The following is a 16,637-nucleotide window of genomic DNA, read 5'->3' on the forward strand; positions in this document are numbered from 1 at the left end:
ATGGCTTATGTCGATGGCTTCATTGTGCCGGTCCCCCGCAGCAAAATGGATGCATACCTGGAGATGTCGCGCCAGTGTGCCAAGGTGTGGCGCGAATACGGCGCCACGGAATACCGCGAAACTGTGGCTGACGACGTGAAAGTGGGCGTTCACACTTCCTTCCCGCAAGCGGTCAAGCTGGAGGACGGCGAAGTGGTTGTGTTCTCGTGGATTATCTATCCCTCGCGCCAGGTGCGCGATTCCTGCAACGAGAAGGTGATGGCAGACCCGCGCATGAAGGAAATGATGGATCCCGCCAAGATGCCGTTTGACGGCAAACGGTTGATCTATGGCGGCTTCGAGATGCTAATCGACCTGTAGGCTGGCGCGCATCGCGCCGCGCAGGGAATTGCAGACCATGATTTCCTCCGCGGCCAGCAGCATGCCGCGCGTGACGATGCGTTCTTGCGCGCCCCAGGCTTCGAGGATCACGGCGCGCATCACGCCCGGCAAGATGCCGGTGGATAAAGGCGGCGTTATCCACATGCCGTCGATGCGGAGGAAGACATTGCTCCGACCTCCCTCCGTCAACTCGCCACGCTCATTGAAGAACAGCTTGTCGAAGGCGCCCTGGGCATCGGCGGCTTTCCATGCCGCGTCATAGCGTTCGCGAATGGTCGATTTATGGCGCAGGAAAAGGTCGCTGCTGTCGGTTGCGTCGTCGGACAACAGCACGCGTACTGGTTCCTGCAAGGGCGTGAGAGCAGCGGTTTGGACGGCGAAAGCACCGGCACTGTTCATGGCGAGCCGCAGGCGGTGTGCTTGGCCGGCGGGCAGGGCCTGGCAGGCCAGTGCGAGGTAGGCGCGCGCGGCTGCTTCGTCCCAGGCGAAGCCGAAGTAGCGTGCGGAGGCCTGCAGGCGTTGCAGGTGGCGCCCCAGGTGGCGCGGGCCGGCTTCGCGCGTGGCGTACATGGTTTCGAACAGTTCGAAATCATTCGGCAGGCCGGTCAGGAAGCGGGCCTTCAACTGGCATTCGGCGAATTCGTCGTGCGGTTCGCTATCGTAGACAATGCCGGCGCCGACCCCCATTACACCCTCGCGAATACCGTTTTGCTGCGCTTGCAGCGTGAGCGTGCGGATCGGGACGTTCAGGCAGAAATCCCCATCCGGGGCGAACCATCCGATGGCGCCGGTGTAGATGCCGCGCGCCTCCGGCTCCAGCTCGGCGATGATTTCCATGGTGCGCTTCTTGGGCGCGCCGGTGATGGAGCCGCATGGGTAAAGGGCGGTGAAGATGTCCTGCAGCGTGGCGCCCTGGCGCAGGCGGGCCTGCACGGTGGAGGTCATTTGCAGCACGCTGCTGAAACGCGTAACCTCGAACAGCTTAGGTACTTCGACGCTGCCGGTAGCGGCCACGCGGCCGATGTCGTTGCGCAGCAGGTCGACGATCATCAGGTTCTCGGCGCGATTCTTCGGGTCGGCTGCCAGGGCGGCTGCGCGGCGTGCGTTTTCCGGTTCGTCGGGTGCTGCAGGGGCGGTGCCTTTCATCGGGCGCGCGGTCAGCGTGCAGCCTTCCCTGCGCACGAACAGTTCCGGCGACAGCGACAGCACGGCGCGGCCGTCTTCAAAGCCGATCAGGGCGCCATATGGCACGGGCTGGCGGGCGCGCAAGCGCTGGTAGAGCGCGAATAGCGAGCCGAAGGCGTCGAAGTGCAGGCGGTAGGTGTAGTTGACCTGGTAGGTGTCGCCGGCGGCGATGTAATCGCGGATGCGCTCGATGGCGTCGACAAACTGCGCTTCGCTCACGTTGGGGCGGATATCCGCCACGCCGGCGGGAGCTGCAGCGGGACCGGCCTGCGCCGCCAGCCAATCGGCCACCTCGGATTGCGACAGCTCGTCGCAGCGCTCGAACAGCAGTATTTGCGCCAGCGGCGGCGCGCCGGGCGCGGCGGCGCGCGGCGCCACCCCCACGATATGGTGGCCCAATTCGTAGCTGAGCACCGGCACCGCATGCAAGCCGCGGGCGAGCGCCTGCTCCATCCCTGCCAATACACCCGGCCAGCCGGCGAAATCGCTGCAGGCGAGGGTGGCCTTATGTCCGGTGTAGAGGCGGGATGGACGGCCAGCGCCGCTGGCTGGATCGACGCTAGCGTCGTCCAGCAAAGCAAAGGACAAGCAGTTCAATTCAAGAGCAATGCAATCTGTATGGCGGCATCCTGCGAAGGATTCGACTTGAAGCCGCTCTTGGCGTAACGGTGCCAGCGGCCCAGTACGAAGCTGACCAGCAGCCCGGCGCGGGCAGTCACGTCAGCCTCATGGGCCTGGCCTTCGGCCGCTGCAGCACGCAGCGCCTGTTTCAGTGCCAGTTCCACGCGGTCGTAAAACTGGTTCATGCGCTGCTGCAGGCGCTCGTCCTCGTTGACCAGCGCATCGCCGATCAGCACCCGGGTCATGCCCGGATTACTGCTGGCGAAATGCAGCAGCATGCCCAGGATGTCGCGCGCCTGGGACAGGCCGTCCGCCTGTTTGTCGGCGATCTGGTTGATCAGGCCGAACACGGTGGACTCGATGAATTCGATCAGCCCCTCGAACATCTGGGCCTTGCTGGCGAAATGGCGGTACAAGGCCGCCTCGGATACATCCAGCTTGCGCGCCAGCGCAGCCGTGGTGATCTTTTCTCCTTTAGGATGCTCCAGCATTTCAGCCAGTGCCTGGAGGATTTGCAGCTTGCGCTGTCCGGGCTGTGTACTTGCCATGGGTATTGGACCTGTTTATTTAAATTTCTATCAGCTTTTTAACCGATTTTACTTTGACATCAAGCCACGCCGGTTTTTTCCCCGGTTTCAGCAGGTATTGCGTGACCCACACCGTGCGCATGCCCAGCGCATGAGCCGATCGCAGGTTATCCAGCGTGTCTTCGACAAGGATACACCGGCGCGGGTTCAATCCCTTCCGGCGCATCAGCCGCCGCAGCATGATGCGCGACGGCTTGGGGCGCAACTGGCGATGCACATGCATCGATTCGATGGTGATCTGGTCGCTGAAATGGCGGCCGATGCCCATGTGTCCGACCACCTTGCGCGCATAGTCGCGCGGCGCATTGGTCAGCAGGATCTTGCGGCCCGGCAGGCGGCGCAGCAACTGCCCCAGGCCGCGCTCAAAACGGATCATCGATTCGATTTCCGGCAGGTCGTGGGTCTCGCGCAGGAAGTGGGCCGCATCGACGCCGTGATGGCGCACCAGTCCGAGCAGGGTGGCGCCGTAGCGCTGCCAGTAGAGGGCGCGGGTGGCGCTGATTTCCTCTGCGCTGGCCGGCGTTTCGCCATCGCCCAGCACGCGCGCCATGTACGCATTCATCTTCTCCACCATGGCGGGGAAGATGGCATGCGATGCATTGTGCAGCGTGTTGTCCAGGTCGAAGAGCCAGACCGGTGCCAAAGGTTTAATATTCACGTTCTACTTGGAGAGACTATGCGACGCACGATTATAGTGATGTTTTGCCTGCTGCTTGGGTTGAGCTTCTCGGCCACTGCCGCCCCGCCTGCGCGCGGTGCGCTGTACAAGCTGGAATACGCCGGCCATACGTCCTGGTTGTTCGGCACTATCCACGTCGGCCTGCCCGACTTTTATCCGCTCGAACCGCGCGTGACGCAGGCCATGGAGCGTGCCACGGCGGTTGCGCTGGAAGTCGATCCCGCCGCCGACCCGGCCAAGTCCATGGCGGTCATGCGCGAGTATGGCCTGTACGCGCCCGGCGCCGGCAATGCCATGGCCGACATCCGTCCCGAATACCGCCCGCGCCTGGAAAGCATGTTGAAGAAGCACGGCATCGCGCCTGAAATGGTGGCGTCGATGAAGCCATGGCTGATTGTCATGATGATCACCGTCGGCGAATACCGTGCCCTGGGCTACCGTCCGGAATTGGGCATCGACCTGCAACTGGCACGTGCAGCGCACGGCCGCAAGCAGCGCGTAGTGGAGCTGGAATCGGTCGGCGGCCAGGCCGCGCTGTTCGGCCGCCTGACGCCGCAGGAGCAGGCGCGCTTCCTGGAAGACAGCCTGGATACCTTCGAAGACAGCAAGCAGGGCGTGCAGCCGCGCGACCTGGTCGATGCCTGGGCTTCCGCCGATGCCGCGAAGTTCGACGCGCTGGCGCGCGAGGTGGAGGAGGACAAGACCTTCTCAGGCAAGTTCATGAAGCGGGTGTTGCTGGACGAGCGCAATCCCGTGCTGGCCGACGGCATCGTGGAAATGATGAAAAAAGAACAGCACAGTTTTGCCGCTATCGGCACTCTGCATCTGGTCGGATCGGGGAATGTTGCGGAACTGCTGCGCCAGCGTGGCGTGAAAGTAGAGCGGATCTACTAAGGAGAATGGTGCCCTTGACGTGGATTGAACACGTGGCCTCTCCCTTACCAAGGGAGTGCTCTACCACTGAGCTACAAGGGCATTCACGATTTCGGCGGCTGTTGAAAGCCGCCAAAATTTTTAGTGAGACCGGATCATAGTGCCAAAAGCCTGTTCGGTCAAGACTTCCAGCAACAGGCTGTGTTCAATTCGCCCGTCGATGATGTGCACGGTGTTCACGCCCGACTTGGCGGCATCCAGTGCGGAAGAAATTTTCGGCAGCATGCCGCCGGAAATCGTACCGTCTGCGAACATCTCGTCGATTTCGCGCGCCGACAGGTCGGTCACCAGGTTGCCGTTCTTGTCCTGCACGCCGGCGATGTTGGTCATCATGATCAACTTTTCAGCTTTCAGGATCTCGGCGATCTTGCCGGCTACAACGTCAGCGTTGATGTTGTAAGCCTGGCCATCTTTACCGAAGCCGATCGGGGAAATAATTGGAATAAAGGCATCGTCCTGCAGGGCTTTTACCACGGCCGGGTTGATTGCCTCGATCTCGCCGACGAAACCGATGTCCAGGAACTGGCCTGGCTTTTCCTTGTCCGGCATGGCCATCTTGCGGGCGCGGATCAGGCCACCGTCCTTGCCGGTCAGGCCCACTGCCTGGCCGCCGTAGTGGTTGATCAGCATCACGATGTCCTGCTGTACTTCGCCGCCCAGCACCCATTCCACCACTTCCATGGTTTCTTCGTCGGTAATACGCATACCCTGCACGAAGGTGCCCTGTTTGCCGATCTTCTTCAGCGCATTGTCGATCTGCGGTCCGCCGCCGTGCACCACGACCGGGTTCATGCCCACCAGTTTCAGCAGGATCAGGTCGCGCGCGAAGCCATGCTTCAGGCGCTCTTCGGTCATGGCATTGCCACCGTATTTGATGACGATGGTTTTGCCGTGGTAATTGCGGATATACGGCAGCGCCTCGGCCAGGATCTGGGCCTTGACTTGGGGCGTGACGCCGCTCAGGTCAGTGGACATATCCGGGTCGTGGACAGGCAGGTTGGTCATGGCGGGGTTCCAGAAAATTAGATTTAAGGTCAATGCTGCGCATTATAGGGCCAATCGAGTTGTAATTTACGGTTTGATCCGCTAGTCTGGCCTTCTCCCTTACGCATGATTGCATTGATGATATGAGCACCTGTGAGCGTTGCGGCGCCGAGTTCCTGTGCGCGATGGCCGATGCACCGCCGGGCCAGGAGCCGACTGGCGCGCCTGGCGAGACACCGTGCTGGTGCACCTTCCTGCCGCCCGCCATTCCGGTGCCCGGAGCCGAGGCGGTCGGATGCTGGTGTCCTGCATGCCTGCGTGCCCATATCGCCACCCTGGAAACTCCAACTGATGTTGCTTGAACCTGACCTGCTCGGCTTTATCGCCGCCTTCTGCACCACTTTCGCTTTTGTACCCCAAGTCCTGCTGGTCTGGCGCCAGCGTAGCGCCGAAGGCATTTCCACCGGCATGTACCTGATCTTCAGCATCGGCGTGCTTCTGTGGCTGCTGTACGGCCTGCAAACCAACGCCTGGCCGGTGATCATCGCCAACGGCATCACCCTGGTGCTGGCCCTGTGCGTGCTGGCGATGAAACTGCACTTTTCGCGGCGCTGAAAAAGCGCATCATCTCGCGGCTGGCATCCGGCCCGCGCGGGTCGGTGTAGCTGCCTTCCGCGCTGCCGCCTGACCAGGCGTGGCCGGCGCCATGGATTACCCAATGTTCTCCCAGCGGCGAGCCGTCTTCCAGCCAGTGCGCCTTGAGCGTGAAGGCGTGGCCGTCGGGCACCTGGCCTGCCAGCGTGGCCGGACTGGCCTGCTCGCCCAGCGGGTGGCTGCGCAAGCCCTGCGCCAGCACCTCTTCGCCATTCGCCGGGTGCACGGTGCGGTCCTGGTCCCCGTGGAACACGATGACCGGCTGGCCCGCTGTCAGTGCCGCCTGTGCGTGTGCAGCGCCGCGGCGCATGGCCAGCAAGGCCGATGGCAGGTCGCGCGCCGCAGCGAAAGGCAGGCCGGAGTGCACGCCAACGGCGGCAAACAGGTCCGGATAAAGCGTGCCAACAATGATCGCCATAGCGCCGCCCGCCGACAGTCCGGCGATGTACACCGCGCTTTGCAGCACCGGGTAGTGGGCCATGACGTCGCGCGCCATGGCGGCGATGATGGCTGGCTCGCCCTGGCCGCGTTCCTGGTCGAGGGCGCTGAACCAGTTCCAACATCGGGTGTGGTTGGCATCCGGCGTTTGCGCCGGGTACAGCACCAGGCAGCCGCGTTCCTCGGCCACCGCATTCATTTGCGTGCCGGCGGCGAAATCGTCGGGATCTTGCAGACAGCCGTGCAGCATCACCAGCAGCGGCATGGGCTGGCCTTGGTAGCAGGAAGGCACGTACAGCTTGTAACTGCGGCTACCGGCGCGGCAATTGAAATCGCCGCCGATAAATTGCGGCTGGCCTGGGCCAGGAGGGCCCAGGCGGCTGCGCGCCAACTGGCCCAGCGCGCGGGAAAACCAATGGCGATCGAGCTTCATAAGCACCTCGGAGCTGGTTGGTCAGGGTGTCTCCTCGCCATTTTTTTTGTTCTGGTGCCCCATCAGTATATGGCCATTCCGGGCATTTTTGCCGCACTGCGGTAAAATGTCGGCCATGAGTACTGAACTGCCGCCAGGCGCGCCGGAACTGGCCACGCCCGTGCCATCCCCCTGCATCAGCCTGTGCAAGATGAACCAGGACACCGGTTTTTGCGAAGGTTGCCTGCGCACCATCGACGAAATCGTCGCCTGGTCGCGTGCCGACGACGCTTACAAGCGCGCCGTGTGGGCCGAGCTGCGCCGCCGTGAGCAACTGATCGACTTTGACTGACGCAATGAAGCTACACCCATCCATCCACGTTTTCGAACGCGGCTGGCTCTCATCCAATAACGTCCTGCTGTTGGGCCGACACGACGCGGCCATGATCGACAGCGGCTACGTCGCGCACCAGCAGCAGACGCTCGACCTGGTGCGGCACGCCCTGCACGGCCGCCGGCTGGACCGCCTGTACACCACGCACCTGCATTCCGACCACTGTGGCGGCAACGCGGCGCTGCAGGCGCATTTCGGCTGCGACACCTATATCCCCGAGCCGGAAGCGGACAAAGTGCGGCACTGGGACGAGGACGCGCTCAGTTTCAAGGCCACCGGCCAGCAGTGCGAACGATTTTCCATCGACGGCGTGATCACCGCCGGCGAAACGCTGGCGCTGGGCGACCTGGAATGGCAGGTGCTGGGCGCTCCAGGCCACCATGCCCACTCCGTAATCTTCTATTGCCCGTCGGAGAAGGTACTGGTGTCGGCCGACGCGCTGTGGCAAAACGGTTTCGGCGTGATTTTCCCCGAGCTGGAAGGCGATGAAGGCTTTGCCGAAGCGGCGGCCACCTTGGACGTGATTGCCGGCCTGGATGTGAAAGTCGTGATCCCGGGCCACGGCGCGGTATTTGACGACGTGGAAGCCGCTTTGTCGCGCGCCCGCCGCCGCCTGGATTTCCTGTCGGCCGACCCGAAACGCAATGCCGAATATGCTGTCAAAGTCCTGCTCAAATTCCTGCTGCTGGAGCGCCAAAGCATGCCGGTAGCCGACGTAGTGCCCTTGTTCGCCTCCATCCCCCTGATGCAGGCAATCGCCAGCCGCCATCTTGGCATGAGCATCGACGAGCTGGCCGCCTGGGCCATCAAGCAACTGGTGCGCGCCTGCAGCGCCCGCGTCGAAAACGACATCCTCCTGAACGACGGCTGACTTCGTGTCACACCTTGGGTGTGACCCCAGGGTGTGACACGGGCTCGGCTATACTGGGTGCATGAGCGCCCAATCCCCGCATGTCCAGCATGTAAGGCAGGTTCTTTTATGGCCCTTGCGGTTGATGCCGCCCGATGGGGCCGAGCGTGCGCATGCGCGGCCTTGGGAACTTTTGGGCGCTGATGCGCCGTGGCGCGAAGTCACTTCCGCGCAGGATGCCAGCGCTGCTTTCCAGGAGCGCTATTACACCGAATTCGTCAGCTTCCTGCCTTATGTGCAGCGCTTCCTGTTCGGCGCCGGCCAGCGCCGCATCTTCCGCCGCAAGGACATCGCCTGGGTTCGCGTGACGACCCTCCCCGGCGCCGAACCGCGCGTGCTGGATGTGCATAACCTCTGCCTGCATTTCTTCTTCGACGTCGATATCGTGCTGCTGGTGATGGAGGTCGGCTTCAACGACCTGCAGTTCGATGAGGCGCAGGATCTGTTGTACCGCTTCGGCCGTGCCTACCCCGCTGGTTGGGATGACGCGGGCAATGCCCTGCATTGCATGCACGGCGTCGAGTGGCTCGATGCCGACGGCCGCCTGCTGGTGCAATCCGATGCGCAGGAGCGGCAAGCCTTCATCGACCAGGTGGTGCGCCACCAAACGCCGCGTATCGCTTCGCACTGGCGCTACCTGCTGGAGCCGATGGAGCCCGATGGCCCCGGCGCCAGGGCGGCACTGCGCTACCGGCAGGTGGAGTACTACCGCATGCCGATGATGGCCTACCTTGCCGTCGAGCGTCCGAGCGAGCTGTCGCCAGCCGATTTCGCGGCCTTGGGCACGATGGCCGGTACTTCTTCCGCTCCGGCGGACGCCCAGCGCACGCAGTCGGACGGCGTCGACCGCCGCTATTTCTATGACCGCTTCTGGTGCAACGGCGGCGCCGCGCCCTACACGCGCTACATCTGCAGCGGCTACGCGCTGGTTGTCGTCGGCGACGCGGCTTCGCAATTTTTCTGCTGTAAGGAGCGCGGAGTACTGTCGCAGTTCCGCCACCAGCACTTCCTGCTATTCATGATCGCCCACCTGCAGAAAGCGTCGCTGCTGATGTTCTCCGATCGCCTGGCAGAAGCGCTGACGGAGCTGCAGGTGACTGATGCCGACAGCGTGCGCTCCTTCAAGCGCCGTATCCGCTACGCCTTCGAGAGCTTCCTGCGCTTCACGCATCGATACTGGTTCACCGAAATATCGGACCAGCAGCAGATCCGCGCCCTGTTTCGCATGAGCAGCCAGCACCTCGACATCGAGCGCGCCTATGCGGAGGTGAAAACCCGCGTGGCCGACATGAACGGCTACCTGGAGGCCGACAGCCTGCGGCGCCAGGCCAACACCGTCGTGCGGCTGACGGTGGTCACCATCTTCGGCATGATCGGTACCATCACCACCGGCTTCCTCGGCATGAACCTGCTGGCCGAAGCCGATGCGCCGATGTCGCGCCGGGTGTGGATATTTGGCTCGGTTTTCGTCATTACTACTGCCCTGACGGTGTACACCATGGCGAAGTCCAAGCGCCTGTCCGACTTCCTCGATGCGCTGTCGGACGAACGCTTGTCGATATGGACCAAAGTGAAGGTCCTGGCCTCGGTGTGGCGTTCCTAAATTGACAATATTTTGCGGGCGCTGCAAGATCAGGTTTTTCGTCGCCCGTGAAGCCTTTATGAAGCCAAGCCGCATCGCCACCGCAGTGGTCCTTTGTTTCACCCTGCAGGGTTTCGCCTGCGCCAGCAATGCGCCGATCTCGCGCGTGACCCTGTATTCCGGGATCGCTACCGTGGAGCGCAGCGCCCAGGTTTCCCCCGGCTTGAAGGAGCTTGAAATCACCGGCCTGCCGGCTAATTTCGATGCGCAGACACTGCGCATCCAGGCTTCGCCAGGCGTGCAGGTCGGCCAGGTCGTGACGCGCGACGTGGGGCAGGCGGATGCGGTCAGTCCGCGCGAGGCGGAGTTGGAGGCGAAATTGCAGGCGCTGGAGGACAGCCGCGATTTGCTGAACGTGGAGATCGAGTCGTCTGTCCTGGTGAAGAACTACCTGTCCAAGCTGAATGGCGGCGAGGGCGTTCCGAGCCAGCTTGATGGCAAGTCGCTTGCTGCCGCCGTCGACACGATCAAGCGCGGCGGCCGTGAGGCGCTGGCGCAGATCCAGCGCACCCAGGTTCAATTGCGCGAGATCGACAAGAAGCTCAAGATGGTGCAGCGCGAACTGGAGAAGGTGCGCAGCGGGGCGCGCGACCAGCGCAGTATTACCATTGCCGTCGCGGCACAGCAGGCCGGCAGCATCCAGCTGTCCTACCAGGTGAACCGCGCGGGCTGGAAACCGGCTTACCGCGCGTCCCTGAATTCCGCCACGTCGACCATTGAGCTGGAGCGCATGGCAGTGGTGGCGCAGAAGTCCGGCGAAGACTGGAGTGGTGTCGAGATGCGCCTGTCCACCGGCCAGCCGCGCCTTTCGCCGCAAGCGCCTGAACCTGTGCCGCAGCGTTTGACCTATTACCCGCCGCGTCCGCCGCAGGAATCGCGCCCCATGCCGGAACCGATGTACGCAGCGGCTCCGCCTGCCGCCCCTGTAGCGGTTACCGGATCACGCATTGCATCGGACAACTTCATCCCGCCGGTGCTCGAGACGCAAGGCACCTTCGATACCGAATTCGCGGTGCCGAACCGGGTCACCCTGGCATCCGACGGCCGCGAAATTACCTTGCCCCTGTCGACACTGAAGGTCGCGGCCAGGCAGCGCGTGCGCGTTGTGCCGCGCCAGGAGAAATTCGCCGTGATCACGGCGGAAGCCGAGCGCCCGGCCGGCGTCTGGTTGAGCGGGAATATCCAGTTGTTCCGCGATGGCGGCTATGTCGGCGCGACCCATTGGAATACCCAGAGCTCGGACAAGCTGGCGCTGTCTTTCGGCCGCGATGAACTGGTGCGCGTCACGGTTGACCGCGCCGACCAGCAGTCGGGCAGCCGCGGCTTCCTGTCGCAGCGCGGCGAGCAGCAGGTCGCCGATGTGTTCACGATCAGCAGCTTCCACAAGACGCCGGTTGAATTGCTGGTGCTGGAATCAACGCCGGTCAGCGCATCGGAAGAGATCAAAGTGAAGCAGGCCTTCTCGCCGCAGCCGGGTATTGCAGCATGGGAGCAGCGCCAGGGCGTGGTTGGTTGGGAAAAAACCATGGCGCCGAATGAGACCATGAAGATCAGCGTCGGCTACACCATCAGCTATCCCAAAGAAGGTACAGTAAGCGGCATGCACAATTTCTAAGGACAGGGCCATGACACTACCCGCCGTATTGCAGAATCTGACGCTTCCGGTCATTGCTTCGCCGATGTTCATCGCCAGCGGCCCCGCGCTGGTGGCAGCCCAGTGCAAGGCGGGTATTGTCGGTTCCTTTCCGGCGCTGAACGCGCGGCCGAAGGAGCTGCTCGATACCTGGCTGACCGACCTGCAGAAGGAGCTTGCCGTCCACCAGGCCGAGAATCCAGGCGTGCGCGTTGGCCCGATTGCGGTCAACCAGATCGTCCACCATTCGAATGAGCGGCTGGAGCACGACGTGGACGTGTGCGTGCGCCACAAGGTGCCAATCATCATTTCCTCGCTGCGCGCGCCGCCTGTGGAAATGTTGGATGCTATCCACAGCTACGGCGGCATCGTACTGCATGACGTGGTCAATATCCGCCATGCGCAAAAGGCGCTGGAAGCGGGCGTCGATGGCCTGATCCTGGTTGCCAGCGGCGCGGGCGGCCATGCCGGCACATTGTCGCCCTTTGCGCTGGTGGGGGAGGTGCGGCGCTTCTTCGACGGACCGCTGGCGCTGTCTGGCTCGATCGCTACCGGCGATGCGGTGCTGGCGGCGCAGGCGATGGGCGCCGACTTTGCCTATATCGGTTCGCGCTTCCTGGCCACGCAGGAATCCAACGTCACGCAAGACTACCGCGAGGCCATCATCGAATCGTCGGCGGCGGACGTGGTCTATACCAACCTGTTCACCGGCGTGCATGGCAACTACCTGAAGAAATCCATCGTGTCGGCCGGCCTCGATCCGGAGAACCTGCCGGAATCGGACAAAACGAAAATGAGCTTCAACAGCGGCACGGCCAAGGCCTGGCGCGATATCTGGGGTGCTGGCCAGGGCGTCGGCTTGATGCACGATGTGCCGACGACGGCCGAACTGGTGGAGCGACTGAAGACGGAATACAACGCTGCGCGCGCCCGCCTTCAGCTTCGCACGTAATAAATGCGCGCGTTTCGTAATGTTTTGTAAGTGCTCATGCCAGGGCCTTTACGTAATCATCGGGCTGCGGCCGCTGCTCTGTAAAGTTTTGTAAGCGCCGCCGCAGTCCTTCTGCAAAATCCTCATAAGAATCAACGATTTGCGATCCCGCAGCACACGCGAGGGTGTCGCTGGTGTCACATTTTTCACGGTGTTAGCATGAATTTACTGATCGACAACACCCCGTGGAGAATCCGCCGTGCCAACCAGTCGTATCCTGCGAGCTGCATTCATCCTGGCGCTGACCTGCACCAGCGCCGCACGCGCCGGTACGCTGGTGCTGGAGAGCTGGCGGGTTGACGACAAGGCCTTATGGGAAATCGTGCTGCTGCCGGCGTTCGAACGCAAGCACCCCGGCATCTCGGTAAAGTTCTCGCCTACCGCTCCCACCGAATACGACACCAGCCTGGCCGCGCGCCTGGGCAACGGCACTGCAGGCGATATGCTGGCCTGCCGCCCTTTCGATACTTCGCTGCTGTTGTACCGCCGCGGCTACCTTGAAAAGCTGAACGGCAAGGCCGGCATGGAAAACTTCGCGCCCGGCTCGCTGGTTGCGTGGCAGACCGATGATGGCAAGGAGATTTTCTGCCTGCCGGTCGCCTCAGTGATCCATGGCTTCCTGTACAACAAGAAGATCTTCCGCAAGCTTGGCTTGCAGCCGCCTGCGACGGAAGCGGAATTTTTCGGGGTGCTGGATGCGGTTCGCAAGAGCCAGTACGCGCCGCTGGCGCTGGGCACGGCCGATGAATGGTTGTCCAGCCAGACCGTGTTTACCAATATCGGGCCGAATTATTGGCGCGGGGAGCAGGGCCGGCGTGCGCTGATAGCCGGTAAGGCCAAGTTCACCGATGCGCCTTTCGTAGCCGCTTTCGAGTTCGAAGCACGCCTTGCCGCATACCTGCCCAAATCGGCCCCGGTGCAGACTTACCGCGATGCCCAGCTGCTGTTTGCACAGGGCGGCGCCGCGATCTACCCGGCAGGCTCCTGGGACATTTCGTATTTCAACCAGTTCCCGGAGCTTGAACTGGGCGTTTTCGCGCCGCCGGTACAGCAGGCGGGCGACCGCTGCCAGATTTCCGACCACATGGACATCGGCATCGGCATCAACCGCAAGTCGCGCAACAAGGCCGACGCCTACAAGTTCCTGGCCTGGCTCGGCTCCCAGGAGTTTGCGGACCTGTACACCAATCGCGTCATCGGCTTTTTTACGCTGTCGAACCACCTGATCGCCGTGCGCGACCCGCTGGCCAAGCAGATGGCGGCCTGGCGCACGACCTGCGATTCGAACTTTCGCCTCAATGCGCTGATCATGAACCGCGGCTTGCCCAATATGGAGAGCGAGCTGTGGTCGGTGAATGCACAGGTCTTGAACGGAAAGCTGGGCGCGCGCGAGGCGGCGGCCCGCATACAGAACGGTTTTGCAAAGTGGTATTTGCCACAGCAGGAATGATCACACTCCCCCAAGCAGTGTGTTGGCCCCGGCATGGGGAGTATGCCGGGGAATTTTTTGCAGCGCTTTAGAGACGATAAGGAAAAAGAAATGAACGGAGCACCGCTAGGAAGGAAGAAACTACCGCAGTTGATCGCGCTGATGTTCGGCACGCTGGCACTGCATAACGTGCAGGCGCAGACTGCAGACGGCAATGAGGCCCTGCAATCGGTGGAGGTTCGCGGCATTCGCGAAACCCTGAAGCGCAACCTGGCCGAGAAGCGCGACGCGCTGAATGTGGTGGATTCCGTTACGGCGGAGGACCTGGGTAAATTCCCGGACAAGAACGTGGCCGATTCCCTGCAGCGCATCCCCGGCATTTCGGTCGACCGCACCTGGGGCGAAGGGCGCGACATTTTCGTGCGCGGTACCGATAAGAACCTGAACATGACGCAGTTGAACGGCCAGTCGGTGGCTTCCGCCTACTGGTGGAAGAACGACGCGCAAAGCCGCGGCTTCAACTACGACATCCTGCCGTCCGAGCTGGTCGGCAGCCTGGATGTATTCAAGAGCCCTTCGGCCGACCTGGATGAAGGCAGCATCGGCGGCCTGGTGATCGTCCGTACCCGCAAGCCGCTGCAATTCAAGAAGCCGTTTACTGCGCAGGTTTCGGCGGAAGCAACCTACAGTGATTTGCCGAAAAAAACCGACCCGCAGTTTTCCGGGCTGGTGAACTGGGTCAATGAAGCGAAGACCTTCGGCGTGCTGGTGGCCCTGAGCCGCCAGGAGCGCACCATGCGCCGCGACGGCCTGGAGAACTTTACCGACGCCACCAAGTACAACATCGTCGACCAGAATGGCGTTGTGACGCCGAATGCCTATGCATCCTGGGGCGGCGGCACGCCGATCTTCCGCCAGGATCGCCAGCGCACCACCGGCAACATCACCCTGCAGCTGCGCCCGACCCCGCAATCCGACATATCGCTGAATTACCTCAATTCCGATATGAAGATGGATAACAGCAACCAGAATTACCTGTGGCAGATTGGCGGCCTGGCGGACGCGAACAACAATATCCGTGTGGACAACCCGCGTTTTATCAACAACTCCGACGGCGGCAAGTCGGTGGTGGGCGGCACCGTAGGTCCGGTGAATGGCGTGTCGTTCGAGCCGATCTACCGCGAAGCCTATGTGAAGTCGAAAGTGCTGGACCTGGAGGGCAGCTACGACGGCGACAACTGGAAGCTGCATGCGCAGGCCGGTACGACTTCCGGTTCCGGCGGCAGCAAGCATGACCGCAATTTCTGGTTCACCGGGAATACGCGCGCCACTATCAACATCGCGCCGGATACTTACGAGGTGAAATACCTCGACATGAGCCCCCTCGATCCGACCAAGCTGACGCTGCAGAGCGCGCGCGACTGGATCCGCCGCATGGAAAGCAAGGAAAACTACGGCCAGGCCGACCTGACGTTCGACCTGGAAAATCCCTATATCAAGTCGGTCAAGGTTGGCCTGAAGTACCGCGACAACAAGGTGCAGAACCGCCGCACCATCGGCAGCGTCGGCCCGGGCAGCGTCGGCTGGATTCCCTATACCCTGGCCGACCTGTCGAGCGGTCCGTCGCCGATGATCAGCCAGGAAGCCGCGACCGCAGGCTCGCTGACCCAGTTTGCCTGGGTGGATGACGGGCTTGCGGCCAGCAAGGGCTTCGCCATGTACGACAAAGGCATGGTCTACAAGGAGGCGAAGGGCGAGTATTACCGCATCCAGGAGAAAATTTCGGCGGCTTATGTCCGTGCCGATTACGCCTTCGATAAATGGCGCGGCGACTTCGGCGTGCGCCTGGTGCGCACCAAGCAGGCCTCGGATGCTTACCAGGACCTGGATGGCACCGGCAACTACGTGCTGGGCAGCGTAGGCCGCAGCTACACGGACGCACTGCCGAACATCAACGTGGTGTACGACTTCCGCAAGGACCTGCTGCTGCGTGCGGCCGCCTCGCGCGTCATGGCCCGCAACACTTTCAGCGACCTGAGTGCCAGTACCGAGGTGAGCGGCACCACCAATGCCGCGACCGCGGGCAATCCGCTGCTCAAGCCATACCACGCCAACCAGTTCGAGCTCGGTGCCGAATGGTACTTTGCCGATGCCTCGCTGCTGTCGGCCACCGCTTTCTCAAAACAGCTCGATACTTTCATCTATACCTCGACTGCAATGGAGAATGTGGCCGGCGTGCAGCGCCCCGTAACCCGTCCGCATAACGCCGACAATGGCGCCAAGGTGAACGGCCTGGAAATCCAGTGGCAGCAAGCGTTTGGCAGCAGCGGCTTCGGCACGGTGGTCAATTTCACCTACACCGATGCCAAGACCGGCGCGGTGGCAGGCGGCCGCAAGCTGAACGTGATCGGCAACTCGAAAAACCAGATGAATGCCAGCGTGTTCTACGAGAAGAACAGCTACAGCGTGCGCCTGTCGTACAACTATCGCTCCAAGTCCTATGGTGGCCTGGACCAGGGTGGCCAGGACGTGACCAGCGCTTACGGCCAGTGGGACGCCACCGCCAATTGGGATATCACGCCGCAGTTGAGCATCTTTGCCAGCGCCGTCAACATCGGCAATGAGCTGATCCGCACCAACACCACCGACGGCTTGCCGGTTGGTGTGTATGAAAACGGCGCGCGTTACAGCGTCGGCCTGCGCGGCAAGTTCTGATTTGCCGCAACGCGCCCCTCCCGGCCGGGAGGGCGCTTCTTCATCTTCG

The 16,637-nt window shown here is 62.3% G+C and carries 16 protein-coding genes and 1 tRNA gene; 11 read left to right on the forward strand and 6 right to left on the reverse strand.

All coding sequences use genetic code 11. The annotated features are described in order from the left end of the window. Positions 1-360 (forward strand): DUF1428 domain-containing protein, encoded by a 360-nt coding sequence (locus tag ASE26_RS14470; protein ID WP_055927253.1) that lies wholly within the window; start codon positions 1-3, stop codon positions 358-360. On the opposite strand, the gene pabB is transcribed toward ASE26_RS14470, so the two are convergent. The 3 genes from pabB to ASE26_RS14485 are packed head-to-tail and all read right to left on the reverse strand — an operon-like array spanning position 346 to position 3,432. Continuing rightward, complete coding sequence (gene pabB, locus ASE26_RS14475; RefSeq protein ID WP_055927250.1) at positions 346-2,163, reverse strand: aminodeoxychorismate synthase component I; 1,818 nt, start codon at positions 2,161-2,163, stop codon at positions 346-348. The genes ASE26_RS14470 and pabB overlap by 15 nt on opposite strands. Next, entirely contained in the window at positions 2,160-2,735 is a 576-nt protein-coding gene (gene slmA / locus ASE26_RS14480; protein ID WP_055927247.1) for a nucleoid occlusion factor SlmA, read from the reverse strand. Before slmA ends, pabB begins: the two co-directional genes overlap by 4 nt. A 19-nt stretch (positions 2,736-2,754) precedes the next feature. Then, entirely contained in the window at positions 2,755-3,432 is a 678-nt protein-coding gene (locus ASE26_RS14485; protein ID WP_055927244.1) for a pyrimidine 5'-nucleotidase, read from the reverse strand. Positions 3,433-3,450: 18 nt separating this feature from the next. On the opposite strand from ASE26_RS14485, the gene ASE26_RS14490 reads away from it, so the two are divergent. After that, positions 3,451-4,347: a TraB/GumN family protein gene (locus tag ASE26_RS14490; RefSeq protein ID WP_055927242.1), complete on the forward strand. Its 897-nt coding sequence runs from the start codon at positions 3,451-3,453 to the stop codon at positions 4,345-4,347. A 6-nt stretch (positions 4,348-4,353) separates the two neighbouring features. On the opposite strand, the gene ASE26_RS14495 is transcribed toward ASE26_RS14490, so the two are convergent. Continuing rightward, positions 4,354-4,428: transfer RNA gene (locus ASE26_RS14495), tRNA-Thr, on the reverse strand. Positions 4,429-4,467: 39 nt separating this feature from the next. Next, the gene (gene argB / locus ASE26_RS14500) at positions 4,468-5,361 is read right to left on the reverse strand and encodes an acetylglutamate kinase (protein ID WP_154668170.1); all 894 of its coding nucleotides are present in this window, start codon (positions 5,359-5,361) and stop codon (positions 4,468-4,470) included. A 152-nt stretch (positions 5,362-5,513) separates the two neighbouring features. Here argB and ASE26_RS29980 point away from each other — a divergent pair, with 152 nt between their 5' ends. Together ASE26_RS29980 and ASE26_RS14505 are read left to right on the forward strand one after the other, a co-directional pair. After that, positions 5,514-5,732: a hypothetical protein gene (locus ASE26_RS29980; protein WP_082507176.1), complete on the forward strand. Its 219-nt coding sequence runs from the start codon at positions 5,514-5,516 to the stop codon at positions 5,730-5,732. After that, positions 5,722-5,985: a SemiSWEET transporter gene (locus ASE26_RS14505; protein WP_055927236.1), complete on the forward strand. Its 264-nt coding sequence runs from the start codon at positions 5,722-5,724 to the stop codon at positions 5,983-5,985. The genes ASE26_RS29980 and ASE26_RS14505 overlap by 11 nt, the downstream gene beginning before the upstream one ends. Here ASE26_RS14505 and ASE26_RS14510 read toward each other — a convergent pair. Further along, positions 5,927-6,895 (reverse strand): PHB depolymerase family esterase, encoded by a 969-nt coding sequence (locus ASE26_RS14510; protein ID WP_055927233.1) that lies wholly within the window; start codon positions 6,893-6,895, stop codon positions 5,927-5,929. The two genes, ASE26_RS14505 and ASE26_RS14510, sit on opposite strands and share 59 nt — an antisense overlap. A gap of 106 nt (positions 6,896-7,001) precedes the next feature. Between ASE26_RS14510 and ASE26_RS14515 the strand changes: the two genes are divergently transcribed. From ASE26_RS14515 to ASE26_RS14545, 7 genes are all read left to right on the forward strand, one after another. After that, positions 7,002-7,226 (forward strand): DUF1289 domain-containing protein, encoded by a 225-nt coding sequence (locus tag ASE26_RS14515; protein ID WP_055927230.1) that lies wholly within the window; start codon positions 7,002-7,004, stop codon positions 7,224-7,226. Between the two features lie 4 nt (positions 7,227-7,230). Continuing rightward, positions 7,231-8,139, forward strand: coding sequence for an MBL fold metallo-hydrolase (locus ASE26_RS14520; protein ID WP_057246457.1), 909 nt, complete (start codon positions 7,231-7,233; stop codon positions 8,137-8,139). Positions 8,140-8,263: 124 nt separating this feature from the next. Then, on the forward strand, positions 8,264-9,781 hold the full coding sequence (locus ASE26_RS14525) for a CorA family divalent cation transporter (RefSeq protein ID WP_229208153.1): 1,518 nt from the start codon (positions 8,264-8,266) through the stop codon (positions 9,779-9,781). A 58-nt stretch (positions 9,782-9,839) separates the two neighbouring features. Continuing rightward, positions 9,840-11,435 carry a DUF4139 domain-containing protein gene (locus ASE26_RS14530; RefSeq protein ID WP_057246459.1) on the forward strand — a complete coding sequence of 532 codons (1,596 nt, stop codon included), beginning with the start codon at positions 9,840-9,842 and terminating at the stop codon, positions 11,433-11,435. Positions 11,436-11,445: 10 nt separating this feature from the next. Next, positions 11,446-12,405: a nitronate monooxygenase family protein gene (locus ASE26_RS14535; RefSeq protein WP_057246460.1), complete on the forward strand. Its 960-nt coding sequence runs from the start codon at positions 11,446-11,448 to the stop codon at positions 12,403-12,405. A 238-nt stretch (positions 12,406-12,643) separates the two neighbouring features. Then, entirely contained in the window at positions 12,644-13,894 is a 1,251-nt protein-coding gene (locus ASE26_RS14540) for an ABC transporter substrate-binding protein (RefSeq protein ID WP_057246461.1), read from the forward strand. 90 nt (positions 13,895-13,984) lie between these two features. Further along, on the forward strand, positions 13,985-16,588 hold the full coding sequence (locus ASE26_RS14545) for a TonB-dependent receptor (protein WP_057246462.1): 2,604 nt from the start codon (positions 13,985-13,987) through the stop codon (positions 16,586-16,588). The last annotated feature ends 49 nt before the right edge of the window (positions 16,589-16,637 follow it).

The organism is Duganella sp. Root198D2 (assembly GCF_001428585.1).
Classification (GTDB): domain Bacteria; phylum Pseudomonadota; class Gammaproteobacteria; order Burkholderiales; family Burkholderiaceae_D; genus Rugamonas.

Coding starts and splice junctions, on each gene's coding strand:
- ASE26_RS14470 (WP_055927253.1), top strand. CDS start 1: ATGGCTTATGTCGATGGCTTCATTGTGCCGGTCCCCCGCAGCAAAATG.
- slmA (WP_055927247.1), bottom strand. CDS start 2,735: ATGGCAAGTACACAGCCCGGACAGCGCAAGCTGCAAATCCTCCAGGCA.
- ASE26_RS14490 (WP_055927242.1), top strand. CDS start 3,451: ATGCGACGCACGATTATAGTGATGTTTTGCCTGCTGCTTGGGTTGAGC.
- argB (WP_154668170.1), bottom strand. CDS start 5,361: ATGTCCACTGACCTGAGCGGCGTCACGCCCCAAGTCAAGGCCCAGATC.
- ASE26_RS29980 (WP_082507176.1), top strand. CDS start 5,514: ATGAGCACCTGTGAGCGTTGCGGCGCCGAGTTCCTGTGCGCGATGGCC.
- ASE26_RS14505 (WP_055927236.1), top strand. CDS start 5,722: ATGTTGCTTGAACCTGACCTGCTCGGCTTTATCGCCGCCTTCTGCACC.
- ASE26_RS14510 (WP_055927233.1), bottom strand. CDS start 6,895: ATGAAGCTCGATCGCCATTGGTTTTCCCGCGCGCTGGGCCAGTTGGCG.
- ASE26_RS14515 (WP_055927230.1), top strand. CDS start 7,002: ATGTCGGCCATGAGTACTGAACTGCCGCCAGGCGCGCCGGAACTGGCC.
- ASE26_RS14520 (WP_057246457.1), top strand. CDS start 7,231: ATGAAGCTACACCCATCCATCCACGTTTTCGAACGCGGCTGGCTCTCA.
- ASE26_RS14525 (WP_229208153.1), top strand. CDS start 8,264: ATGCCGCCCGATGGGGCCGAGCGTGCGCATGCGCGGCCTTGGGAACTT.
- ASE26_RS14530 (WP_057246459.1), top strand. CDS start 9,840: ATGAAGCCAAGCCGCATCGCCACCGCAGTGGTCCTTTGTTTCACCCTG.
- ASE26_RS14535 (WP_057246460.1), top strand. CDS start 11,446: ATGACACTACCCGCCGTATTGCAGAATCTGACGCTTCCGGTCATTGCT.
- ASE26_RS14545 (WP_057246462.1), top strand. CDS start 13,985: ATGAACGGAGCACCGCTAGGAAGGAAGAAACTACCGCAGTTGATCGCG.